Consider the following 22,507-nt stretch of genomic DNA (forward strand, 5'->3'; position numbering starts at 1 on the left):
ATAAAAAATAGTATAAAATATTATAAAAATAAATCATTTAGGGGGTAGAGTATGAAAATAGGATTAGTTCTGGAAGGCGGAGGAATGAGAGGTGTCTATACAGTAGGAGTACTAGATGCTTTTAGAAAATATAACTTTATGCCAGATTATGTAATAGGAGTTTCTGCTGGAGCTTCTAATGCAGCTTCATATATATCTAAGCAAGACGGAAGAGCACTTAGAACTAATATAGATTATATAGGAGATAAGAGATATCTTAGTTGGAGTAACTACTTAAAAACAGGTTCCCTCTTTGGAATGGATTTTTTATATGAAGAGATTCCAGAAAGGCTAGATCCTTTTGATTATGATAGCTTCTTTGCTAATCCATGTGATTTTAAAGTGGGAGTTACCAATGCAGAAACTGGAAAAGCAGAGTTTTATGGGAAGGACTCCATACATGATGGAGCAACCATATTGAGAGCTTCATCTTCTATTCCTTTAGTAGCTAATCCTGTAACTTATAGAGGAAAAATATATTTCGATGGGGGAACATCAGCTCCTATACCTGTATCACAAGCCTTAAAAGATGGTTGTGATACACTTATAGTAGTTTTAACTAGAGATAGAAATTTTATAAAGCCACCACTAAAATGTTTTCCTTTAGTAGCTTGGAAGATGAGAAAATATCCAGCAATGGTGGAACTATTAAAGAGACATCATAAAGTATACAAAGAGAATCAAGAGGAGATAAGAAGATTAGAAAAAGAGGGAAAAGCTATGGTTATAGCTCCCTCTGCTCCTCTAAAAATAGATAGATTTGAGAAGAGCAGAGAGAGATTATTGGCTGTCTATCATCAAGGATTTGCTGATGGAGAAAAATTTATAAAGAATTTTAAGTATTAATCTAAAATATTATTTAATTTAAACTCATTTACATGTTTTTCAGAGTCAAGAATAAATTTATCTAAAAATTCAATATGAGCTAAAACGCTTTCTTTACCAGGACCACCTAGTGTGGTTCTTTTTTCTACACAGTTTTTAATAGAGATAGCTTCATAGATATCATTGTCAAAAAGTTCAGAGAAATTTTTATAATTTTCAAGAGTTAAATTTTCAAATGTAGTATTATTATCAATACAGTAAGCTACCATACTTCCTACTATTTTATAGGCATCTCTAAAGCTCATTCCCTTTTCTGTCAAGAAATCAGCTACATCAGTGGCATTTATAAATCCTTGAGAGGCAGCTAAAAGTATATTTTCTTTTTTAACTGTGAGAGTATGGAACATTCCTATAAATACATTTAAACAAGCTTTTACAGTATCTAGGGCATCAAAGAAATTTTCTTTATCCTCTTGCATATCCTTGTTATAAGCTAGAGGTATTCCTTTCATTGTTGTAAGTAGAGCCATTAAGTCTCCAAATACTCTTCCACTTTTTCCTCTAATTAATTCAGCAGCATCTGGATTTTTTTTCTGAGGCATAATACTACTTCCTGTAGAGAAGGAATCACTTAGTTCAATATATCCATAATCATTGGAACTAAAGATAATTATCTCTTCACAAAAACGTGAAAGATGAACCATAATAAGTGAAAAAGCATTCATAATTTCTATTAGATAATCTCTATCACTTACACTGTCCATACTATTCCAAGTAGGAGCTGTAAATCCTAGTTCTGAAGCTGTAAACTCTCTATCTAGAGGATAAGTAGTACCAGCTAGGGCGGCAGATCCAAGTGGAGATGTATCAGCTAAACTTATAGCATTAGAAAGTCTTATATAATCTCTTCTAAACATCTCAGCATAAGCTAGGATATAGTGAGCAAAAGATACAGGTTGAGCTTTTTGTAAATGAGTAAATCCTGGCATATATGTAGATAAATTTTCCTTAGCCATAGAGTTTATAACTTCTAATAAATCTAAAAGTAGAGCCTGTACTTTTACAACTTCATCTTTAGTAAATAATTTCATATCTACAGCAACTTGGTCGTTTCTACTTCTTCCAGTGTGTAGTTTTTTTCCTATATCTCCAATTCTATCAATAAGTATTTTTTCAATGTTCATATGAATATCTTCATACTCAATAGAAAATACTATTTTTCCATCTTCTATATCTTTTAATATCTCTTTTAAAGTTTTTTCAATAAGTTTTGAATCTTCTAGAGGTATTATTCCTTGTTTTCCTAATCCTCTTACATGGGCAATACTTCCCATAATATCATACTTATATAATCTTTTATCAAAATTGATAGATGAATGAAAATCTAAAATTAAATGACTTGCTTTCTCTTTAAATCTTCCAGAAAAAAATTGCATAATTGCCTCCTAAATTTTTTGTTTAATTTTTATAGAAACTAAAATAGATATTTGAATTATTATACATACTATTAAAATAATATAACTTTGGAAAAAACCACCGACTAAAAATCCAATAAATGCTAATATACCATTTAAAATGGCATAGAAAATCTGAGTTCTAACATGCTCTATATGACTACAACCAGAACCAGCAGAAGCAAGGATAGTTGTATCAGATATAGGAGAGCAGTGGTCTCCAAATAATCCACCTGATAATATAGCTCCAATAGTAACATATAGAGGGGCATTAAGTGTCATAGCCATAGGGATTACAATAGGTATCATTATGCTGTATGTTCCCCAAGAGCTACCAGTAGCAAATGAGATTATACATCCTAATATAAAGGCTATTGCAGGAATAAGTCCACCAGATAGATTTATACTTTTCATAAAATGAACTATATAATCAGCAGAACCAAGATGCTTATTAACTGTTCCTAAAGACCAAGCTAGAATAAGTATTATTGCTATTTGAGTCATTTTAGTAACTCCATTTAAATAGATAGAAAAAATTTCTTCAAAGGATTTACTTTTGTTTATTAACATCATTATAGCTAAAACTACAGCTGCATATAGATAACCACTACTTAAAGCTGCTCTAAATTCACTTCCAGAAAATCTTCTGAACATAAAATCATATCCAAGCATAACAAATAAAGTAGTAATTAGAATAAGTATAGGTAGCCAAACATATATAGGCTTAGCATTTTCTACAATATACTCTTTTTTCTCTTTAATTTCAAGCTCAATATCATTAGCTATATTTTCCTCTGCTACTTTCATAGGACCAAAATCTAATTTCATAAGAGCTAATGCTGGAATAATCACTAGAGCAAGAATTGGATATATATTAAATGGGATTGCTTTTACAAAAGCTCCATAATCAGATATGGTTAAACCAAGAGTTTCAAATTCTTTTTGTAAAAGTCCAATTATGAATACCCCCCAACCAATAAAAGGTACAAGAACTGCTATTGGTGAAGATGTAGAATCTAAAATAAAAGCTAATTTTTCTTTTGATACTTTTAATTTTTTAAAAAATGGAGCAAATATAGGTCCTACAATTAATGGTGTTCCAAGGTCAGAGAAAAATATTATAATTCCAGCTAAATAAGCAGCTAGTTGTGCTTTAGTTTTAGAATTTATAAGTTTTCCAACACTTTGAGCAAAAGCATAAGCTCCACCAGAACGCATCATAAGTTCTATAAATCCACCAATAAATAGCATAAGGACAATAACTCCAGCATTGTAACTATCAGTTAATTGCTTCAAAAAATAATCAGTCATCAGTGCTTTTGTAGTTGCTAGAGGATTGTAGTTGAGTAAAATCATAACTCCAGCAAATACACTTGTAAATAGTGATAAAATAACATTTTTAGTCTTAATTGCCATAGCTACAGCTATAATTATAGGCAATATAGATAAAAAACCAAAATTTTCCATATAAAACCTCCCCTTAGTATAAAATTATAAATAAAAAAACCAGCTATAATAGCTGGTAAATTTTACAAAAGAAAAGCCAATAGATAAACTATTGGCTAAATAAACAAAATATGCTCATAGAGTGGTACTCTAATCTTTACAAAATAAGACCTAGCCATAATTAAAAATATATTAAATTATAATTATAATATGTCTTTGCCTTAATTTCATCTTTCTCCCTCTCTAAAAATAATATGTTTAAGTATAAAGGAAAAAGATTAAAATGTCAATAAAAAATTACACTTGTATTAATTTAATGGTAGGATTTGAATCTCTACTCTTCTATTTTCTGCTCTTCCAGCAGCAGTACTATTAGTTGCTCTTGGATTGTTTATTCCATGTCCAACAGAAGTTACTCTGTATGATTCTACACCTTGAGAGATAAAATAATCTCTAACGCTATTAGCCCTTCTTTGTGATAGATCTAAGTTATAGCTAGCAGCTCCAGTATTATCAGTATAACCATTAACTACTATTCTAGTTTCAGGGTATTGTACTAATACAGAAGCAATGGAATTTAGTGGACCATAGAAGTTAGAAGCTATATTAGCACTATTAGTAGCAAAAGTTACTCCTCCAGGTAGATAAAGATTTAAGTTATCTCCCTCTCTACTTACTTCAACTTCAGTATTTTTTAATCTTTCTCTCAACTCTTTTTCTTGGTTATCTCTATATGCTCCCCAACCAAGTCCAGCAAGTGCACCTATACCAGCTCCAATAAGAGTTCCTTTAGTATCTTTACCTATAAGTTGTCCTATTAGAGCTCCAGCAGCAGCTCCTCCAGCTGTTCCAGAAGTTTTTTTATTAACAGAACCAGTTTCATCTAAAAAAGGAGATGAAGTACACCCTACTACTGTCATTCCTAATAACAAACTAGCTATTATTTTTTTTGTATTTTTCATGAAATTACCTCCCTATTAAAAATATACGAGACTACTCTTAATATATTATATAACAAAAAATAAAAAATATAAAAAAATTTTTAGAAATTTTTAAAAAAGTGTAAATAAAAAAGAAAAAAATATAACATAGAAAGAAAAAAATAATACCTATAAACTTAATAAAATCAAGGGGGAAATATGAAAATTAAAAAATAAATAATTTTTTTAAAAAAAGTGTTGACAGTTTTTGATATAGATGCTATAATTATTCTTGTCTTGAGAGAAAGGCGTCGGAATATAGCGCAGTCCGGTAGCGCATCTGCCTTGGGAGCAGGGGGCCGCAAGTTCGAATCTTGCTATTCCGACCATTAAATCTGCGGGAATAGCTCAGTTGGTAGAGCGTCAGCCTTCCAAGCTGAATGTCGCGAGTTCGACCCTCGTTTCCCGCTCCAATTAATGTGTCTGTAGCTCAGCTGGATAGAGCAACGCCCTTCTAAGGCGTGGGTCAGGAGTTCGAATCTCTTCAGACACGCCACTTATAAAAAAGACAAAATATGGTGATCGTAGTTCAGTTGGTAGAGCGCCAGTTTGTGGCACTGGTTGTCGCGAGTTCGAGCCTCGTCGATCACCCCATAAAAACTTAATAATATGCGTCATTAGCTCAGTTGGTAGAGCACACGACTTTTAATCGTGTTGCCACAGGTTCAAATCCTGTATGACGCACCATTCGTGCGAGGATGGCGGAATTGGCAGACGCGCTAGACTTAGGATCTAGTGTCCCAGACGTGAGAGTTCAAGTCTCTCTCTTCGCACCATGTAGTTAGTAAGAGATTCTAATGAATCTCTTTTTTTATTTTATCTACTCAAGAGGAGAAAATGAGAAATATAAAGATAAGTTATAGATATGATGGAAGCATGTTTTATGGTTTTCAAAGGCAGCCAAATAAAAGAACAGTTCAAGGAGAGATAGAAAAGTTATTAAATGTTGTATTAAAAGATGAGATAGATATGGTATCTTCAGGTAGAACTGATAGAGGGGTTCATGCTCTTATTCAAGTTTCTAATTTTTATACTACTTCAACTATCCCTTTAGATAGATTGAAGTATGTACTGATGAGAGGATTACCATTGGATATAGAACTCTTAGATATTGAAGAGGTGGATATAGAGTTTAATTCAAGGTTTGACGCTCAAAAAAGAGGATATACTTATATAATTTCTTGGGAGAGAGATCCTTTTAAGAATCGATATGAAACATATGTAAATAAAGAAATAGAGGCAGAGAGATTCCAAAAAATTTTAGATATTTTAGTAGGAGTACATGATTTTAATAATTTTAGAATGAGTGATTGTGGAAGTAAAACCTCTATAAGAGAGATATATAGTATTGAAGTAAAAAAAATAGGTAGTAATAGAATTAGTGTTGAAATATTAGGAAGTTCTTTTTTAAAATCTCAGATTAGAATAATAATAGGAACAGCTTTAAATATATATTTTGGAAATCTTCCTAGCAATTATATGGAGGAGATGTTAAAAAATCCTGATAAAAAATATCTAAAAAAAGTGGCTGAGCCAAATGGTCTTTATCTATCAAAAGTTGATTATTAGGAGGTAGTATGGAATTTAGAGAGCTCCATGATGTGGATTTAACTTTGATGAATAAAATAGTAGAGATAGAAGAAGAAGCTTTTGAAGGGAATGGAAATGTAGACCTGTGGATTTTAAAAGCTCTTATAAGATATGGAAAAGTATTTGTGTTAGTAGAGGGAGATGAGATTATAACTATTGCTGAATATATGCAAGTACTTGGAAAGGATGAGGTGTTTTTATATGGAATCTCTACTAGAAAAAAATATAGAAATCGTGGAAATGCTAGAAAAATAATGGAAGAGAGTGAAAAATACCTAAAAAGATTAGGATATAAAGAAGTAGGATTAACAGTTGACCCTAATAATAACATAGCAATGAAATTATATAAAGACTTAGGATATAGGATTGAAGAATATCAAGAAGATGAGTATGGAAAAGGGATTCATAGATACTTGATGAAAAAAGTCATAATTTAATATGAAAATACTTGACAATGGATATAAAATAGTGTACTATATAAATATAGAATAATTACAAAGTTGATTTATTTAGAATAGGAGGTGTTAAGGATGGAATTTCATATTGAAAATATAGGAGAGTACTTAAAAGCTCATGAGATAAAGCCATCTTATCAGAGAATTAAAATATTTCAGTATTTGGTTGAAAATAAAAATCATCCTACAGTAGATATGATATATAAAGCCTTATGTACAGAAATTCCTACTCTATCTAAAACTACTGTTTACAATACGCTAAATCTTTTTATTGAGAAAAAGATAGTAAATGTAATAGTAATTGAAGAGAATGAAACAAGATATGATAGTGTTATGGCAGTTCATGGACATTTTAAATGTGAAAAATGTGGGAAAATATATGATATAGGAATCAATCAAAATATTTTAGAAGATGACAAATTAAAAAATTGTGAAACAAAAGAACAACATTATTATTTTAAAGGAATTTGTCAAGATTGCTCGAATAATAAATAAAGGATATATTATTTATTTAGGAGGAGATACATATGAAAAAAAATAGTTTCATAAAATTAGAGTGTGGAACTTTAGTTCAAGTAGTAGCAACTAAAGAAAAATGTTGCGATACTTTACCTAATGGTTTTGAGTTAGTAGTACCTAAAGTAGAAGATGCTACTACAGAAAAACATGTTCCATATATAGAAGAAAAAGAAAATGGATATTTAGTAAGGGTAGGAAAAGAAACTAAACATCCTATGGCAGAAGCTCATTATATTGAGTTTATAGAATTAGAAGTAGATGGAGATACTCTTTATAGAAAATACTTAAAGCCTGAACAAGAGCCAGAAGCTTTTTTTGAAGTACCTAAGGGAAAAGAAGTTGTAGCAAGAGAGTATTGCAATATCCATGGATTATGGGCAAATAAATAAATTATTTAAAGATTAAAATACAAATAAAATTAGGAGGAAATGATTATGAAAAAATATATATGTAAAGTTTGTGGATATGAGTATGATCCAGCAGTAGGAGATGTAGATAATGGAGTAGCAGCAGGAACTGCTTGGGAAGATGTACCAGAGGATTGGTTATGTCCACTTTGTGGTGTTGGAAAAGATGAATTCGAACCAGCTGAATAATTAAAAATGTTTTTTATGAGGACACGTTTTCTAACGTGTTCTTTTTTTAGAAAAAATCTAAAAAAAACTTGACATTTTTTATAAGTTGGTGTATTATATTAGTGTAATGATGCTAAAGATATGCCTAGATAGCTCAGTTGGCTAGAGCATACGGTTCATACCCGTACGGTCGATGGTTCGAATCCATTTCTAGGCACCATATTCCAAATAATTTTTTTAAACCCCACTTTTTAGATTCATATGTTGTAGTCTAACCCTAAATATTTTTAAGGAAAAAGATGAACAGTCGGTTCATCTTTTTTCTTTTTTTGTATTTTCTACTTAGATTTGGTATAATATTCTAAAAGAGCAAAAAGGAGTTAATATGTGGATAGCAATAATTATAATAGCGTTGATTATATATTTTAGAAATAAAGGAGTACCTATATTTTTATACCATCAGGTAAATGAGATTTCAAGTGTAACTCCTGATTTATTTGAAGAGCATTTAAAAATTTTAAAAGAGAGAAATATGAATACTCTAACTTTAAAAGAGTATGGAGATGGAAATATAAAATCTAATTCGGTTTTAATATCTTTAGATGATGGTTATTATGATAATTATTCTAAAGTTTTTCCACTATTAAAAAAGTATAATATGAAAGCTACTGTTTTTTTAAATACTCTCTATATAAAAGAAAAGAGAGATGGAACTACAGAGATTTTGTTAAATGGAAAGGCTAACTATGAAGCTATGAAAAATTATGTTGAAACTGGAGATGGAACTACAGAACAGTATCTCACTTGGGAAGAGATAAGGGAGATGTATCAAAGTGGATTAGTGGATTTTCAAGCACACTCTCACAAGCATACAGCAGTATTTGTAAGTGATAAGATAGAGGGCTTTTTCAATGGAGATGGAGAGGATATTACAGATATGTACCTCTATGGAAAAGTAGAGAGAGGGTATCCAAAATTTAAAAAGAGAGGAGAGTACTCTTCTCAAGGGATAATTATTAAAAAGAGTTTTTTAAAAAATTTAAAGAGTACTATGATAGAGAGTTAGAAGGAAAAGATGAGAAAGAGAAATTAAAGCTAGCTCAAATGTATATAGACAATAATAAAGAAAAATATTTTTATTATGAAAGTGAAAAAGATTTCCTAGATAGAGTAAGAGAGGAATTTCTATTAAATAAAAAAATAATGGAAGAAAATATAGGAAACAAGGTAGAGTATTTTTGCTGGCCTTGGGGACATAGAAATAAAAAGGTTGCAGAGATATTAAAAAAAGAGGGAGTAAAGGGCTTTGTTACTACCAAGAAAGGAACAAATGGAAGAGTTCCTAATTATGATGTGATAAGAAGAATAGAGCTTAGAAAATTTACTCCTGAAAAGTTTAAATTAAATCTTTTTATAGCAAGAAATTATATCTTAGGAAAAATATATGGTTTGGTGTCATAGGAGAGAATATGAAATTATCAGTTGCAATGATAACAATGAATGAAGAGAGAATTTTAGAAAAAACCTTAGAGTCAATTAAGGATATAGCAGATGAGATAGTTATAGTGGACAGTGGTTCTACTGATAGAACAGAAGAGATTGCTAAAAAATATGGAGCAAAATTTTATGTAGAGTCTTGGAAGGGATATGGTCCACAGAGAAATTCAGCAATAGATAAAGCAAGTGGAGAGTGGATTTTAAATATTGATGCAGATGAGGAGATATCACCAGAGCTTCAAAAAAAGATTTTAGAGATAAAAAGTTCAACTGATGATAGAAGTGTATTTAACGTTAATTTTACATCTGTTTGTTTTGGGAAGAAGATAAGATATGGAGGATGGAGTAATAGTTACCATATAAGACTTTTTAAAAAAAGTGTCGGTAGATTTAATGGAAATACTGTCCATGAATCTTTTGAAACAAATGAGAAAATCTATACATTGAAAGAGGAGATATACCATCATAGTTACTCAACTTTAGGAGATTATTTTACAAAATTTAATCGTTATACTACAGAGGGAGCTATAGAGTATTATAAAAGAGGAAAGAGATGTAATATTTTTCAATTAGCTTTTAATCCAGTATTTAAATTTTTAAGAATGTATCTATTAAGGCTTGGTTTTTTAGATGGGAAAGAGGGATTTTTATTAGCTTGTACAAGCTCTCTTTACACTATGGTAAAATACTACAAACTATATGAGATAACTAAAAATGGAAGTTATATAAAAAAATAAAGGAAGGATTATGAATATTAAAAGAGTAATAGTTTCAAGAACAGATAAGATAGGGGATTTGATACTTTCAATTCCTAGTTTTTTTATGATAAAAAAAATGTATCCACAGGCAGAGTTAGTAGTTTTAGTTAGAAAATATAACTATGAAATAGTGAAAAATCTTCCCTATGTGGATAGAATAATAAAGATAGATGATTATACTCATAGTGAACTTATAGAGAAAATAGTATATTTTAAAGCAGATATATTCATAGCACTATATAATGACAGATTTGTATCACAACTAGCTAAGGCTAGTAAATCTAAGATTAAAATAGGTCCACTATCTAAACTTTATTCTTTTTTTGCTTTCAATAAGGGAGTTTGGCAAAAAAGGTCTAAATCTATAAAAAATGAAGCTGAATATAATTTAGATTTAGTAAGAAAAGCTGATGAAAAAAGATATGATGAGGTATTTGAGATAAATACTAAAATATATCTAGGAGAAGAGAATATTAAAGCAGCAGAAACTTTTTTTTCTACTTACAATATAGTTGGAGAGACTTTGGTGGTAAATCCTTTTATAGGGGGTTCTGCTAAAAATATAAAAGATGAAGAATATGTCTCATTGCTTCAAAGATTTAGAGATGAAAATCCAGAGAGGAATGTAGTTATAATCTGCCATATTTCAGAAGAGGAAAGAGGAGTAAAGATGGTAGATGCAATAGCTAGAGAGAAAGTATATCTATATGCTAATGGAGGAGATCTTTTAAATATTGCTGCTATAATAGATAAAGGAACTATCTATCTTGGAGCTTCTACAGGACCTACTCATATAGCTGGAGCACTTCAAAAAAGGATAGTTGGAATATATCCAGCTAAAGCCACTCAGAGTACTACTAGATGGGGAGTATTTGGAAACGATAAAGTAAAATATTTAGTACCAGATGAGAATAATCCAAAAGAGAACTATAAAAATCCATATTTTGATAAATATGATAAAATTATGGAAGGGGAGCTATTAAATTATATAGAAGAAAGCTTTCTTTTAGAAGAGGGTGAGAAAAATTAGAATCTTAATTATTCATACAGCATTTATTGGGGATATTGTTTTATCTACCCCCCTTATAAAAAAGTTGAGAGATACCTATCCCAAAGCAGAGATTACTTATCTAACCACTCCTATAGGAGCATCTATTTTAAGAAATAATCCATACCTTACTCACATAATAGAGTATGATAAAAGAGGAGAACATAGAGGAATAAAAGGTTTTTGGGCAATAACTAAAAAATTAAAAATGGAATCATATAACTTAGTTATAACTCCTCACAGATATTTAAGAAGTTCTTTTATGAGTTTTCTAACAGGAGCTCCTGTAAGAAGAGGTTATGATAATGCAGCAGCTTCATTTTTATTTACAAAAAAAATTCATTATGATAGTGATAAACATGAAGTAGAAAAACTTTTATCTTTTGTACCTAAAGATGAAGGAAAAAGATATGAGATAGAACTTTTCCCTACTGATTTGGAAAGGGAGAAAGTAGATAAATTTTTAGAAAAAAGAAAAGAAAAAATAGTTATAGTAGCTCCAGGAAGTAAATGGTTTACTAAAAAATGGCCTCTTGAGTATTTTAATAGAGTTATAAAAGAGATTGAAAAAAGAGAAGATACAACTGTAGTGGTAGTAGGAGGAAAAGATGAGATTTTACTTAATATACCACTTTCTAAAAATTCTATTGATTTAAGAGGAAGAACTACTCTTCTTGAGTTAGCTGAGGTAATTAGAAGAGCTAATATAGTCTTAACTAATGATTCATCTCCAATACATATAGCTTCAGCTTTTTCAAATGTAAAAATATTAGCTATTTTTGGACCAACAGTTGAGAAATTTGGTTTCTTTCCTTGGTCAAAAAATAGTGAGGTATTTCAAGTGGAGGATTTAGAGTGTAGACCTTGTTCAATCCATGGGGGAAATTCTTGCCCTAAAAAACACTTTAAATGTATGTTAGATATTAAACCAGAAAAGATATTAGAGAGAATTGAAAAAATATTAGAGAGTGAAAATTAATGAAAAAATTAAAATATGGAAAAAATATTTTATACTATATTGATGAAAAAAATATAAAATTATATGACAAAATAAAAAACACCTGTTATAATATAGAGAGAATTTTTAAAAATGACCAAAGAAGCTATGTAGCTCTCATAGAGATAGATGGAGAAAAGTATGTATTAAAAAGACCTATTGAAAAAAATAGAAGAAAATGGCAAAGGTTTTTATCTATATTTAGAGGGAGTGAAAGTAGAAGAGAGTTTGAAAATATTCAGAGAATAAATGAATTAGATTTCAATGGAGCTATTCCATATTTAGCAGTAGAAACTAAGTTTGGACTTTGTGTGGTAGATTCTTATCTTGTTTACTCTTACCTTGAAGGAGAAGAGGGAACAACTAAAGATATAGAGCTGATATCAAAAGAGCTAAAAAGAATCCATAATAAAGGTTATTTGCACGGGGATTCTCAAGTGATGAATTTTTTAATAAATGGAAATACAGTATATCTAATAGATACTAAGCTTATGAAGAATAGATATGGAAAGTTTGGAGAAATTTATGAGTTTATATATTTAGAAGAGAGCTGTGATAAAGATATAGAGTATGATAGAGAGAGTATTTACTATAAGGTAGCTATCACACTGAAAAGATATTTAATCTGGTTTGCTAATTTTAAAAGAAGATTGAGAGGGAAGAAGTGAAAATATTAGTAATAAGAATGAGCTCAATAGGAGATGTAATTCTTACTACTCCTGTGCTTAAAGCTTTTAAAAGAAAATATCCAGAAGCTGAAATAGATTTTGTTGTTATGGAGCAATTTAAAGATGCCATTTCTGGATTGAAATATATAGATAATCTTATAACTTTTAATAAGAAAAAAGATGATGGAATAAAAAATATAAAAAAGTTTGCAGATAGATTAAAGGCTAATAAGTATGATTATGTTTTTGATTTACATGCAAAATTTAGATCAAAGATAATAGCTAAAAGATTGGGAGTAAAAACTTATACCTATAAAAAAAGAGCCTGGTGGAAAACTCTATTAGTTAAATTAAGACTTATAAAATATCAAGTAGATGATACTATTATAAAAAATTATTTTGGAGCTTTTAAGGAGTTTGGAATAGAGTATATAGGAGAGGACTTAGATTTTGCTTTTGAAGAAGATCCAAAGTTAGAAGAGTTTAAAAACTTACCTGTAATAGCTCCAAGAGCATCTAAGAATACAAAGGAATGGACTCCAGAAGGATTTGGAGAGCTGGCAAAATTAATATATAAAAAATATGGAGTCAAAAGTATATTAATAGGTGGTAAGGGAGATATTCCTAGATGCGAAGAGATAAATAAGATAAGTGAAAATAGTTGTATTATACTTGCTGGAGTCCTATCTTTAAAAGAGAGTGGGGCATTATTATCTAAAGCTAAGTTTATAGTAACTAATGACTCTGGACCTTTTCATATAGCTAGAGGGGTAGGTTGTAAAACCTTTGTAATATTTGGACCTACTAGTCCAGGAATGTTTGATTTTGGAGAAAATGACACTTTAATATATGCTAATGAGAACTGTTCTCCTTGTAGTTTACATGGAGATAAGAGTTGTCCTAAAAAACATTTTAAATGTATGAGAGATATAAAGGCAGAAAATATTTTGGAGATTATAGATAAAAAAATAAATTGGGAGGAATAATATGGCAAAAGCAAAAGATGAAGTTAATGACAGAGAAAAAGCCTTAGAGATGGCAATGAAGCAGATAAAAAAGGACTTTGGTGAGGGTTCTATAATGAAATTAGGTTCTAATCAAAGTATGGCAGTAGAAACAATTTCAACAGGAAGTATCAATCTAGATTTAGCTCTAGGTCAAGGTGGAGTTCCTAGAGGAAGAATAGTAGAGATATATGGAGCAGAGAGTTCAGGTAAAACTACAATAGCTCTACACATAGCAGCAGAGGCACAAAAAATGGGAGGAATAGTAGCATTTATAGATGCAGAACATGCTTTAGACCCTGTATATGCTAAGGCTCTAGGAGTAGATGTAGATGAGCTTTTAATATCTCAGCCTGACTATGGAGAGCAAGCACTAGAGATAGCAGATATGCTTGTTCGTTCTGGAGCTGTGGACCTTGTAGTAGTGGACTCAGTAGCAGCACTTGTACCGAAAGCTGAGATAGATGGAGAGATGTCTGATCAACAGATGGGATTACAAGCTAGACTTATGTCGAAAGCTTTAAGAAAACTTACTGCAACATTAAATAAATCAAAAACTACTATGATTTTTATCAACCAAATTAGAGATAAAATTGGTGGATTTGGATTTGGACCTCAGACTACTACTACAGGAGGAAAAGCACTTAAGTTCTATGCTTCTGTAAGAATGGAAGTAAAAAGAGTAGGAAGTGTAAAACAAGGTGATGAAGCAATAGGAAATGAAACTGTTGTAAAAATTACTAAAAATAAGATAGCACCTCCATTTAAAGAGGCAGCTTTCCAAATAATGTATGGAAAGGGAATCTCAAGAGTAGGAGAGATTTTAGATATGGCTATAGAGTATGATATAGTTGCAAAATCTGGAGCTTGGTTTAGTTTTGGAGATATTAGACTTGGACAAGGAAAAGAGAATGTAAAAGCTAGACTTGAAAGTGAACCAGAGTTATTAGCAGCTATTGAGGCTGAAGTGATGAAAGTTATGAAGCCACACTCTGCAAAAGATGAAACAGAAGAAGAGGTATCAGTAGTTCCAGAAGGAGCATTAAATTTTGATGAAGTATAATCTTAAGGGAAATAAGATATATTTTGATGAATTTTTTTATTTGGATTTAAATAAGCAAACTATACTAGAATTTGATTTGAAGAAAAGAGATGAGATTAGTGAAGTTGAGTATAGGGAGCTTGTGAAAAGAAGAGTAGAAAGTATGGGATACTTTTTACTTGGTAAGAGAGATTATTCAGAGAGGGAGCTCTATCAAAAGCTCCTCTCTAAATATAGAGAAAAAGATATTATAAAATCTATAATAGAAAAATTTATTGAATTAGGTTATTTAAATGATTATGATTATGCACAAAGTTATGTAAATTCACATAATTATAGTAAAAAAAAGATGGAGTTTATGCTTTTACAAAAGGGAGTAAATTCAGCTATAATTAGGGATATTTTAGCTGGACAAGATACTTTTGAAATAGAAGAGATAAAAAAACAATGGAAAAAATTAGGAAATAAAGAAAATGATAAAAAGATTGTTTCTTTGATGAGAAAAGGATTTCAGTATAAAGATATTCAAAGAGCAATAAAAGAGATAGATGAGTAATTTGGGAGGAATAGAAAAACATGTTGGGAATGATTTTAGCAGCTGGGACAGGATTATTATTGTTTATATACATTAGTATACTATATCTTCCTATAATAGCAATGAAAGATGAAAGAACAGGAGTAAAACTAGCAAGAAAAAAATTGAGATGGCTATCAAGAATAGTTTTAAAGAGTCTTGGAGTTAAATTAAGAGTAATATATAAAAATAGAAAAAATATAAATGCCTTAGAGAGAGAAAAAGGAATTATTTTTGTATGTAATCATCAAAGTAATTTAGATATTCCTGTAATTGTAAGTGCTCTACATATAGATGTGGGATTTGTAGCTAAAAAAGAGATGAAATCTTGGCCATTTTTTAATATCTGGATGAAAAGAAGTAAGTGTGTGTTTTTGAATAGAGAAAATCCTAGAGAAGGAATAAAGGATATAAAAGAAGCAGTAAAAGTTGTAAAAGATGGATATCCTATTGTAATTTTTCCAGAGGGAGAGAGAACACTAGATGGAGAGATATTGAGATTTAAAAAAGGAAGTTTTAAATTAGCTACTGAAACCAATGGAATAATAGTACCTCTTACTTTAAAAGGAACTTTTGATATTCAAAAGAGAGGGGAATGGAAAATGAAAAGAAATCAACTGGTTACAATAATAGTAGGAGAACCAATATATGTTGATTCTTTATCTAACGATGAAATTAAGGAATTGAGCACAAAAGTAAGAGAGGTTATAGAAGAAAATTATAAGAAGATAAAATAAAAATAGTTGATAGAATAAGAAAAAAATGATAAAATGTATTTGTTATATAACTGACGGAAAAAGTGGATAACCACATGGAGTATAACCTTGATATTAAGCCGACCGTCTGGGCAATTTATGCCTAGATTGTCGGTTTTTTTATTTTTATATATAAAATAGTTTTAATTATAAAATATAAATTATTCAAACAAAAAAGTTGACTTTTTGAATAAAGAATGATATCATAAATTATACTTAAATAATGTATAATTTAACTTAACAAAGAATGATAAAATAACTTTTAAGTTTTTTATAATATTAATTAAATTTAAGGAGGCAAAATGGAGTTTTGGAATAATTTTAAAGGTCAATTATGGAAAAAGGAAATTAATGTGAGAGATTTTATACAAGAGAATTATACTCCTTATCATGGAGACGATTCATTTTTAGCTGATTCTACTGAAAAGACTAAAAAAGTTTGGAGCAAATTGACAGAGTTATTTAAAGTGGAGAGGGAGAAGGGAATATATGATGCAGAAACTAAATTTCCCCAAGGAATAACTACATATGGACCAGGATATATTGACAAGGATTCAGAAGTCATTGTAGGACTTCAAACTGATGCTCCCTTAAAGAGAGGAATTTTTCCAAAAGGTGGATTAAGAATGGTAAAGAACTCTCTAGAAGCATATGGTTATCAAATAGATCCATTGACAGAAGAGATATTTACAAAGTATAGAAAAACTCATAATGAAGGTGTTTTCTCAGCATATACAGATGAAATAAGAGCTGCTAGAAAAAGTGGAATTATAACAGGACTTCCTGATGCTTATGGAAGAGGAAGAATTATTGGAGATTATAGAAGAGTTGCCTTATATGGAGTAAATAGATTAATTGAGGATAAAAAAGAGCAATTAAAGCAATTAGAAGCAGCAGATTTTAATGAAGATGTAATTAGAAAAAGAGAAGAAGTATCTGATCAAATAAAAGCTCTAAAGGAGTTTATAGAGATGTGTGCATCTTATGGTTTTGATGTAACTAGACCAGCTAAAGATGCTAAGGAAGCAGTACAATTTCTATATTTTGCTTATCTTGCAGCAACTAAAGATCAAGATGGAGCAGCTATGTCTTTAGGAAGAACTTCTACTTTCTTAGATATATATATTGAAAGAGATTTACAAGCTGGAATCATTACTGAAGAAGAAGCACAAGAGCTAATAGATCAATTTATAATAAAATTAAGAATTATAAGATTCTTAAGAACACCTGAATATAATGATCTGTTTTCTGGAGATCCTACTTGGGTAACAGAGTCAATTGGAGGGCAAGGTGTAGATGGAAGAACATTAGTTACTAGGACATCATTTAGATACTTACACACACTATATAACTTAGGACCAGCACCAGAACCAAACTTAACAGTTTTATGGTCAGCAAATTCTCCAGAAAATTGGAAAAAATTCTGTTCTAAAGTATCAATAGATACATCATCAATCCAATATGAAAATGATGACTTAATGAGACCAGAGTTAGGAGATGACTATGGAATAGCTTGTTGTGTATCTCCTATGAAGATAGGAAAAGGAATGGAATTCTTTGGAGCGAGAGCAAACTTAGCTAAAGCTCTTCTATATGCTATTAATGGTGGAAGAGATGAGAAAAGTGGAGCTCAAGTAGCACCTAAATTTGCTCCAGTTGTAGGAGATTATTTAGATTTTAATGATGTAATGGAAAAGTTTGACCAGATGATGAAATGGTTAGCAGGAACTTATGTAAATGCTTTAAAAATAATTCACTACATGCATGATAAATACTCTTATGAAGCTTTTGCAATGGGATTGCATGATTTAAATGTTGAAAGAACTCAAGCTAGTGGAATAGCTGGACTTTCAATAGTTGTAGACTCATTAGTTGCTATAAGAGATGCTAAAGTAAAAGTAATAAGAAATGAAGATGGAATAGTAGTAGATTTTGAAAGAGAAGGAGAGTATGTACCATTTGGTAATGATGAAGATTCAACAGATGAATTAGCAGTTCAAATAGTTGAGAAGTTTATGAATTATCTAAGAACTCATGGAACATATAGAGATTCTAAGGCAACTCAATCAATATTAACTATAACTTCAAATGTTGTATATGGAAAGAAAACAGGAAACACTCCAGATGGTAGAAGAGGAGGAACACCTTTTGCCCCAGGAGCTAACCCAATGAATGGTAGAGATACAAGAGGAGCTATAGCTTCACTTGCATCAGTTGCAAAATTACCATTCCATCATGCAGAGGATGGAATCTCTTATACATTTGCTATCTCTCCAGCAGCTTTAGGAAAAACTAAAGAGGATAGAATAGAAAATTTAATCTCTCTTATGGATGGATATTTTACTCCTCAAGGTGGGCAACACTTAAATGTCAATGTATTTGATAGGGAGTTATTAGAAGATGCTATGGCAAATCCTGATAAATATCCACAACTTACAATTAGAGTTTCAGGATATGCAGTAAACTTTGTAAGACTTACAAGAGAGCAACAATTAGATGTATTATCAAGAACTATCAGTGGAAAAATGTAATATAGAGAGGGAAAAATTCCCTCTCTTTTAATAATTGAAAGGAGATAAAATGGTTTTAGGAAATATTCATTCTTATGAGAGTATGGGAACCGTAGATGGACCTGGACTTAGGTTTGTAATTTTTTTACAGGGATGCCCATTGAGATGTAAATTTTGTCATAATCCTGATACTTGGAAGATAGGAGAGAAGAAGATACAGGAGAGTGCAGAAGATACAATTAAAAAAAATAAAAAGATATAAAAATTATTTTGGAAAAAAAGGTGGAGTAACTGTAACAGGAGGAGAACCTTTAGTTCAAAGTGATTATGTGTTGGAACTTTTTAAATTGTGTAAAAAAGAGGGAATACATACAGCTCTAGATACTTCAGGTTATATTTTTAATGAAAAAATAAGAGAGATATTAAAATATACGGACTTAGTATTATTAGATATTAAGGCAATTGATAAAGAGATTTATAAAGAATTAACTTCAGTAGAGATAGATAATACATTAAAATTTTTGGAATATTTAAATGAGATAGAAAAACCTACTTGGGTAAGACATGTAGTAGTTCCTACTATTACAGATGATAATGAACTTCTAGAAAAAACAGCTCAATATATATCAAAATTTAGTAATATAGAGATGGTAGAGATACTTCCATATCACACTTTAGGAGTTTTTAAATATAAAGAATTAGGAATGGAATATCCATTAAAAGATATAGAAGATTTAAGTTATGAAAGAAAATTAGAAGTAATGGAGATATTTAAAAAATATAATCTACCTGTTCATTAAAAAAGTGCTTTTTTTCTTAAAAAATGATATAATAAAAAATATGTCATTGATAGAAAAGGAGGTTTTTTAATGATAATTTTAGGAATAGAGAGTTCTTGTGATGAAACTTCCATAGCTGTATTAAAAGATGGAAGGGAGATTTTATCCAATAAAATTTCTTCACAGATAGAGATACATAAAGAGTATGGAGGAGTAGTTCCAGAGATAGCTTCTAGGCAACACATAAAAAATATAGCTACTATATTAGATGAAGTTTTAGAAGAGGCTAATATAACTATGGAAGATGTAGATTATATAGCTGTAACCTATGCTCCAGGTCTTATTGGAGCTCTTTTAGTAGGAATATCTTTTGCTAAAGGATTGGCTTATGCTCATAATATACCAATAATACCAGTACACCATATAAAAGGGCATATGTATGCTAACTTTTTAGAGTATGATATAAAGCTACCTTGTATTTCGTTAGTTGTATCAGGTGGACATACTAATATTTTATATATGGATGAAAATCATAATTTTACAAATCTAGGTGGAACACTAGATGATGCTGTAGGAGAAAGTTGTGATAAGGTAGCAAGAGTTTTAGGTATAGGATATCCAGGTGGACCTGTAATAGATAAGATGTATTATCAAGGGAATAGAGATTTTTTAGAGATACCAGAGCCTAAAGTAGGAGAGTACGACTTTAGTTTTTCAGGAATAAAGACTGCTGTAATTAACTTTGTAAATAAGATGAAGATGAAGGGTGAGGAATTTTCTAATGAAGATTTAGCAGCTTCTTTCTTAGGAAAAGTAGTAGATATCTTATGTAAAAAAACTTTAAAAGCTGCAAAGGAAAAGGGAGTAAAAACAATTATTTTAGCTGGAGGAGTAGCAGCAAACTCTCTACTTAGAAGTCAACTTACTGAGGGAGCTAAAAAAATGGGAATAGATGTATTTTATCCATCTATGAAGCTTTGTACTGATAATGCAGCTATGATAGCGGAAGCAGCTTACTATAAACTTATCAATTGTAAAGATGGAAAAAGTTGTTTTGCTGATTTAGATTTAAATGGAGTAGCAACTTTAAATGTAATAGATGAATTAAAAAAAATTAGGGTAAATCTAATTACCCTAATTTTTTTGATATATAAATTCTTTTATTTTCTTTAAAGCTCTGCTTAAAGGATAACCTCTAAAAATCCAAACTTTTCTTAATTTATTAAACTCTGTTAAAATATTAGATCTTTTTTCATCTAAAGGCTCTGTACATCTATTATTCCAACATTTATAAACACCAGTTAAATCAGAAGTTTTAAGTATTTTTGAAAGCCAACTACCTAAATATTTGGTAGATATAGCTGATTGAAAATCGATAATATATGGATGTCCGTCTTTCCCAACTAAAATATTTCCTAAATTTCTTAAATCTAAATGTACAATATTTTTACTATGCATAGCTTTAACATTTTTTTCTAACTTAAGGAAAAAATCTTTTTCAATAGAAGATTTTGGAAAAAATTTTAATGCTTTTCCTTTTATGAAACCAAATGCTAATGTACACTCTGAAAGTTTTTTAGGATTTTTTGCGATTGAAGGATTATTTGATAGCTTGACTAAGTTATTATATTCTAAATTTATAAATAGTTTTCCAAATGTTTTCCTAACAAGCCAGGGAGAACCAGAAAAATCTTTAATTGTTAAATCTAAATTTTTATCTTTATATCGGAATACTGTTGCATTTGCAAATTTTCCCTCATTTAAAAGAGATAGATTTTCTCTCTTTATGTTACAATTAGGATAATTTAAAATTAAAAATTTTACAATATTTTTTCTAATTAAATTAATATTTTTTTTAAACATTTTAATCTCACCACAAAATTATAATTTATATTTTACTATTAATATGTGATGAAATAATGATGGAATAAATATAAATTAATCTAAAATTATATTAAAATCTTTTATATCTTTATTTAAATCTATAAGTTCAGTTTTTTTCAAGATTTTATTATCTTTTAGAACTAAGATAAATACTTTTCTATTACTAGGAATTTTATAAAATTCAAAGTAACCATTTTCATCACTATAAGTAGTTGTAATTTTACTATTATCTTCATTTACTAGTTGAAGCTCTACTTTATCAAGAGCTTTTATTCCATTAGTTACAATACCAGTTATACTATATCTTATCTTAGAAAGAGGTATTTCGATATTTGTAATAGATGAATTTTTCTCTATTTTTCTTACTACACCATTTTGAAAAAAACTATTTTTTTGAGCAAGAATAGTTATAATTCCACTATTCACAGGAAATTTAAACATTCCAAATTCATCACCCTCTCCTTGAATAATGTTTTCACCGTTCTTTATAAAGATTTTTGGATAAGGAATAGAGTGATTATTTTCATCTATAACTTTACCTTGGATAAAGCAAGGTAGTTCTATTAAATTTAACTCTAAGGAATAAGTTTTTCTAGCAGAAGAAAAATTATAAATGATTTTATTTTTTTTGTCAAGAGTATAACCAAATCTTTCAGCATTGATAGAATAGTTATTAGGCGGTAAATAAGCTATAAATTCTCCAAAAATATCAGTGGAAAAATGGAAACTTTTATTTTCAGAATTTGTAAATGAAACATTGACATTTCCAAGATTTGAAGAGTTATTTTTAACTATTCCTTTAACGCAAATATAGTTTTCTTTAGTAAAAACTATATCTATTGGATTCTCTGTAGTTTTTACATCAATAATTTTTTGAATAGGTGGAAAATCTTCATTGCTTAATAAAAAATAATACTCATCTTTTTCTAAATCTAAAGTAAGTGTTCCATCATAAAAATAATTAGATTGTGTATTTAAGTCACCAGCTTTAAAATATTCAACTTTACCAGTAGAGGTATTAAAGTTAAAAGTAATATTTTTTGAAAAAGTTATAAAAAATAAATTTATAAATAGTATAACGAGAATAATCTTTCTCATAGAATTAACC

Annotated in this window: 21 protein-coding genes, 7 tRNA genes, 2 pseudogenes and 1 riboswitch; of the genes and pseudogenes, 25 read left to right on the top strand and 5 right to left on the bottom strand. The window is 29.7% G+C overall.

What is annotated here, in order from left to right; genetic code table 11:
- The first annotated feature begins 51 nt into the window (after window positions 1-51).
- Complete coding sequence (locus tag FMAG_RS09145) at window positions 52-885, top strand: patatin-like phospholipase family protein (protein ID WP_005886128.1); 834 nt, start codon at window positions 52-54, stop codon at window positions 883-885.
- Here FMAG_RS09145 and argH read toward each other — a convergent pair.
- The 3 genes from argH to FMAG_RS09160 form a co-directional block, all read right to left on the bottom strand.
- Window positions 882-2,300, bottom strand: a complete 1,419-nt coding sequence (argH, locus tag FMAG_RS09150; protein WP_005886130.1) for an argininosuccinate lyase — start codon at window positions 2,298-2,300, stop codon at window positions 882-884. The two genes, FMAG_RS09145 and argH, sit on opposite strands and share 4 nt — an antisense overlap.
- 9 nt (window positions 2,301-2,309) lie before the next feature.
- Window positions 2,310-3,785 (bottom strand): Na+/H+ antiporter NhaC family protein, encoded by a 1,476-nt coding sequence (locus FMAG_RS09155; protein ID WP_005886132.1) that lies wholly within the window; start codon window positions 3,783-3,785, stop codon window positions 2,310-2,312.
- Between the two features lie 287 nt (window positions 3,786-4,072).
- On the bottom strand, window positions 4,073-4,726 hold the full coding sequence (locus FMAG_RS09160; protein WP_005886134.1) for an OmpA family protein: 654 nt from the start codon (window positions 4,724-4,726) through the stop codon (window positions 4,073-4,075).
- Between the two features lie 270 nt (window positions 4,727-4,996).
- Here FMAG_RS09160 and FMAG_RS09165 point away from each other — a divergent pair.
- The 24 genes and pseudogenes from FMAG_RS09165 (at window position 4,997) to tsaD (ending at window position 20,688) form a co-directional block, all read left to right on the top strand.
- A tRNA-Pro gene (locus FMAG_RS09165) sits at window positions 4,997-5,073 on the top strand.
- 8 nt (window positions 5,074-5,081) lie between these two features.
- A tRNA-Gly gene (locus tag FMAG_RS09170) sits at window positions 5,082-5,157 on the top strand.
- A gap of 6 nt (window positions 5,158-5,163) precedes the next feature.
- Window positions 5,164-5,240: transfer RNA gene (locus FMAG_RS09175), tRNA-Arg, on the top strand.
- Window positions 5,241-5,262: 22 nt separating this feature from the next.
- A tRNA-His gene (locus tag FMAG_RS09180) sits at window positions 5,263-5,338 on the top strand.
- A gap of 17 nt (window positions 5,339-5,355) precedes the next feature.
- Window positions 5,356-5,431, top strand: a tRNA-Lys gene (locus FMAG_RS09185).
- Window positions 5,432-5,436: 5 nt separating this feature from the next.
- Window positions 5,437-5,520, top strand: a tRNA-Leu gene (locus tag FMAG_RS09190).
- 61 nt (window positions 5,521-5,581) lie between these two features.
- Window positions 5,582-6,313 carry a tRNA pseudouridine(38-40) synthase TruA gene (gene truA / locus FMAG_RS09195; RefSeq protein ID WP_005886136.1) on the top strand — a complete coding sequence of 244 codons (732 nt, stop codon included), beginning with the start codon at window positions 5,582-5,584 and terminating at the stop codon, window positions 6,311-6,313.
- A gap of 8 nt (window positions 6,314-6,321) precedes the next feature.
- On the top strand, window positions 6,322-6,771 hold the full coding sequence (locus FMAG_RS09200) for a GNAT family N-acetyltransferase (protein WP_005886138.1): 450 nt from the start codon (window positions 6,322-6,324) through the stop codon (window positions 6,769-6,771).
- Between the two features lie 93 nt (window positions 6,772-6,864).
- Window positions 6,865-7,284, top strand: a complete 420-nt coding sequence (locus FMAG_RS09205; protein ID WP_005886140.1) for a Fur family transcriptional regulator — start codon at window positions 6,865-6,867, stop codon at window positions 7,282-7,284.
- Window positions 7,285-7,316: 32 nt separating this feature from the next.
- On the top strand, window positions 7,317-7,697 hold the full coding sequence (locus tag FMAG_RS09210; RefSeq protein WP_005886143.1) for a desulfoferrodoxin family protein: 381 nt from the start codon (window positions 7,317-7,319) through the stop codon (window positions 7,695-7,697).
- A gap of 45 nt (window positions 7,698-7,742) precedes the next feature.
- Window positions 7,743-7,904, top strand: coding sequence for a rubredoxin (gene rd, locus FMAG_RS09215; protein WP_005886145.1), 162 nt, complete (start codon window positions 7,743-7,745; stop codon window positions 7,902-7,904).
- 122 nt (window positions 7,905-8,026) lie between these two features.
- A tRNA-Met gene (locus tag FMAG_RS09220) sits at window positions 8,027-8,103 on the top strand.
- A 165-nt stretch (window positions 8,104-8,268) separates the two neighbouring features.
- Window positions 8,269-9,344, top strand: a pseudogene (locus tag FMAG_RS09225) (polysaccharide deacetylase family protein).
- 8 nt (window positions 9,345-9,352) lie between these two features.
- A complete protein-coding gene (locus FMAG_RS09230; RefSeq protein WP_005886146.1) occupies window positions 9,353-10,117 on the top strand; it encodes a glycosyltransferase family 2 protein in 765 nt (254 codons plus the stop codon).
- Between the two features lie 10 nt (window positions 10,118-10,127).
- Window positions 10,128-11,168, top strand: coding sequence for a glycosyltransferase family 9 protein (locus tag FMAG_RS09235; protein ID WP_005886148.1), 1,041 nt, complete (start codon window positions 10,128-10,130; stop codon window positions 11,166-11,168).
- Window positions 11,164-12,165 carry a glycosyltransferase family 9 protein gene (locus FMAG_RS09240; protein WP_040494054.1) on the top strand — a complete coding sequence of 334 codons (1,002 nt, stop codon included), beginning with the start codon at window positions 11,164-11,166 and terminating at the stop codon, window positions 12,163-12,165. The genes FMAG_RS09235 and FMAG_RS09240 overlap by 5 nt, the downstream gene beginning before the upstream one ends.
- On the top strand, window positions 12,165-12,851 hold the full coding sequence (locus FMAG_RS09245; protein WP_005886150.1) for a lipopolysaccharide core heptose(II) kinase RfaY: 687 nt from the start codon (window positions 12,165-12,167) through the stop codon (window positions 12,849-12,851). Before FMAG_RS09240 ends, FMAG_RS09245 begins: the two co-directional genes overlap by 1 nt.
- A gap of 17 nt (window positions 12,852-12,868) precedes the next feature.
- Complete coding sequence (locus tag FMAG_RS09250) at window positions 12,869-13,837, top strand: glycosyltransferase family 9 protein (RefSeq protein WP_106991874.1); 969 nt, start codon at window positions 12,869-12,871, stop codon at window positions 13,835-13,837.
- A gap of 1 nt (window position 13,838) precedes the next feature.
- Complete coding sequence (gene recA / locus FMAG_RS09255; RefSeq protein WP_005886152.1) at window positions 13,839-14,918, top strand: recombinase RecA; 1,080 nt, start codon at window positions 13,839-13,841, stop codon at window positions 14,916-14,918.
- Entirely contained in the window at window positions 14,908-15,453 is a 546-nt protein-coding gene (locus FMAG_RS09260; RefSeq protein WP_005886153.1) for a regulatory protein RecX, read from the top strand. Before recA ends, FMAG_RS09260 begins: the two co-directional genes overlap by 11 nt.
- A gap of 20 nt (window positions 15,454-15,473) precedes the next feature.
- Window positions 15,474-16,208, top strand: coding sequence for a lysophospholipid acyltransferase family protein (locus tag FMAG_RS09265; protein ID WP_005886154.1), 735 nt, complete (start codon window positions 15,474-15,476; stop codon window positions 16,206-16,208).
- Between the two features lie 36 nt (window positions 16,209-16,244).
- Window positions 16,245-16,327, top strand: a riboswitch (ZMP/ZTP riboswitch).
- Between the two features lie 201 nt (window positions 16,328-16,528).
- On the top strand, window positions 16,529-18,757 hold the full coding sequence (gene pflB / locus FMAG_RS09270) for a formate C-acetyltransferase (protein ID WP_005886155.1): 2,229 nt from the start codon (window positions 16,529-16,531) through the stop codon (window positions 18,755-18,757).
- Between the two features lie 49 nt (window positions 18,758-18,806).
- Window positions 18,807-19,536 (top strand): annotated as a pseudogene (gene pflA / locus FMAG_RS09275) (pyruvate formate-lyase-activating protein).
- A gap of 69 nt (window positions 19,537-19,605) precedes the next feature.
- Window positions 19,606-20,688 carry a tRNA (adenosine(37)-N6)-threonylcarbamoyltransferase complex transferase subunit TsaD gene (gene tsaD / locus FMAG_RS09280; RefSeq protein ID WP_005886156.1) on the top strand — a complete coding sequence of 361 codons (1,083 nt, stop codon included), beginning with the start codon at window positions 19,606-19,608 and terminating at the stop codon, window positions 20,686-20,688.
- On the opposite strand, the gene FMAG_RS09285 is transcribed toward tsaD, so the two are convergent.
- Window positions 20,650-21,378 (bottom strand): RIO1 family regulatory kinase/ATPase domain-containing protein, encoded by a 729-nt coding sequence (locus FMAG_RS09285; protein ID WP_005886157.1) that lies wholly within the window; start codon window positions 21,376-21,378, stop codon window positions 20,650-20,652. The genes tsaD and FMAG_RS09285 overlap by 39 nt on opposite strands.
- 75 nt (window positions 21,379-21,453) lie before the next feature.
- Window positions 21,454-22,497: a carboxypeptidase-like regulatory domain-containing protein gene (locus FMAG_RS09290; RefSeq protein WP_005886159.1), complete on the bottom strand. Its 1,044-nt coding sequence runs from the start codon at window positions 22,495-22,497 to the stop codon at window positions 21,454-21,456.
- Between the last annotated feature and the right edge of the window lie 10 nt (window positions 22,498-22,507).

Origin of the sequence: Fusobacterium mortiferum ATCC 9817 (assembly GCF_000158195.2) — a bacterium.
Taxonomy (GTDB): Bacteria; Fusobacteriota; Fusobacteriia; order Fusobacteriales; family Fusobacteriaceae; genus Fusobacterium_A; species Fusobacterium_A mortiferum.

Bases quoted from the DNA above. Each gene is read 5' to 3' on its own strand.
- FMAG_RS09145 (WP_005886128.1), top strand. From the start codon at position 52: ATGAAAATAGGATTAGTTCTGGAAGGCGGAGGAATGAGAGGTGTCTAT.
- argH (WP_005886130.1), bottom strand. From the start codon at position 2,300: ATGCAATTTTTTTCTGGAAGATTTAAAGAGAAAGCAAGTCATTTAATT.
- FMAG_RS09155 (WP_005886132.1), bottom strand. From the start codon at position 3,785: ATGGAAAATTTTGGTTTTTTATCTATATTGCCTATAATTATAGCTGTA.
- FMAG_RS09160 (WP_005886134.1), bottom strand. From the start codon at position 4,726: ATGAAAAATACAAAAAAAATAATAGCTAGTTTGTTATTAGGAATGACA.
- truA (WP_005886136.1), top strand. From the start codon at position 5,582: ATGAGAAATATAAAGATAAGTTATAGATATGATGGAAGCATGTTTTAT.
- FMAG_RS09200 (WP_005886138.1), top strand. From the start codon at position 6,322: ATGGAATTTAGAGAGCTCCATGATGTGGATTTAACTTTGATGAATAAA.
- FMAG_RS09205 (WP_005886140.1), top strand. From the start codon at position 6,865: ATGGAATTTCATATTGAAAATATAGGAGAGTACTTAAAAGCTCATGAG.
- FMAG_RS09210 (WP_005886143.1), top strand. From the start codon at position 7,317: ATGAAAAAAAATAGTTTCATAAAATTAGAGTGTGGAACTTTAGTTCAA.
- rd (WP_005886145.1), top strand. From the start codon at position 7,743: ATGAAAAAATATATATGTAAAGTTTGTGGATATGAGTATGATCCAGCA.
- FMAG_RS09230 (WP_005886146.1), top strand. From the start codon at position 9,353: ATGAAATTATCAGTTGCAATGATAACAATGAATGAAGAGAGAATTTTA.
- FMAG_RS09235 (WP_005886148.1), top strand. From the start codon at position 10,128: ATGAATATTAAAAGAGTAATAGTTTCAAGAACAGATAAGATAGGGGAT.
- FMAG_RS09245 (WP_005886150.1), top strand. From the start codon at position 12,165: ATGAAAAAATTAAAATATGGAAAAAATATTTTATACTATATTGATGAA.
- FMAG_RS09250 (WP_106991874.1), top strand. From the start codon at position 12,869: ATGAGCTCAATAGGAGATGTAATTCTTACTACTCCTGTGCTTAAAGCT.
- recA (WP_005886152.1), top strand. From the start codon at position 13,839: ATGGCAAAAGCAAAAGATGAAGTTAATGACAGAGAAAAAGCCTTAGAG.
- FMAG_RS09260 (WP_005886153.1), top strand. From the start codon at position 14,908: ATGAAGTATAATCTTAAGGGAAATAAGATATATTTTGATGAATTTTTT.
- FMAG_RS09265 (WP_005886154.1), top strand. From the start codon at position 15,474: ATGTTGGGAATGATTTTAGCAGCTGGGACAGGATTATTATTGTTTATA.
- pflB (WP_005886155.1), top strand. From the start codon at position 16,529: ATGGAGTTTTGGAATAATTTTAAAGGTCAATTATGGAAAAAGGAAATT.
- tsaD (WP_005886156.1), top strand. From the start codon at position 19,606: ATGATAATTTTAGGAATAGAGAGTTCTTGTGATGAAACTTCCATAGCT.
- FMAG_RS09285 (WP_005886157.1), bottom strand. From the start codon at position 21,378: ATGTTTAAAAAAAATATTAATTTAATTAGAAAAAATATTGTAAAATTT.
- FMAG_RS09290 (WP_005886159.1), bottom strand. From the start codon at position 22,497: ATGAGAAAGATTATTCTCGTTATACTATTTATAAATTTATTTTTTATA.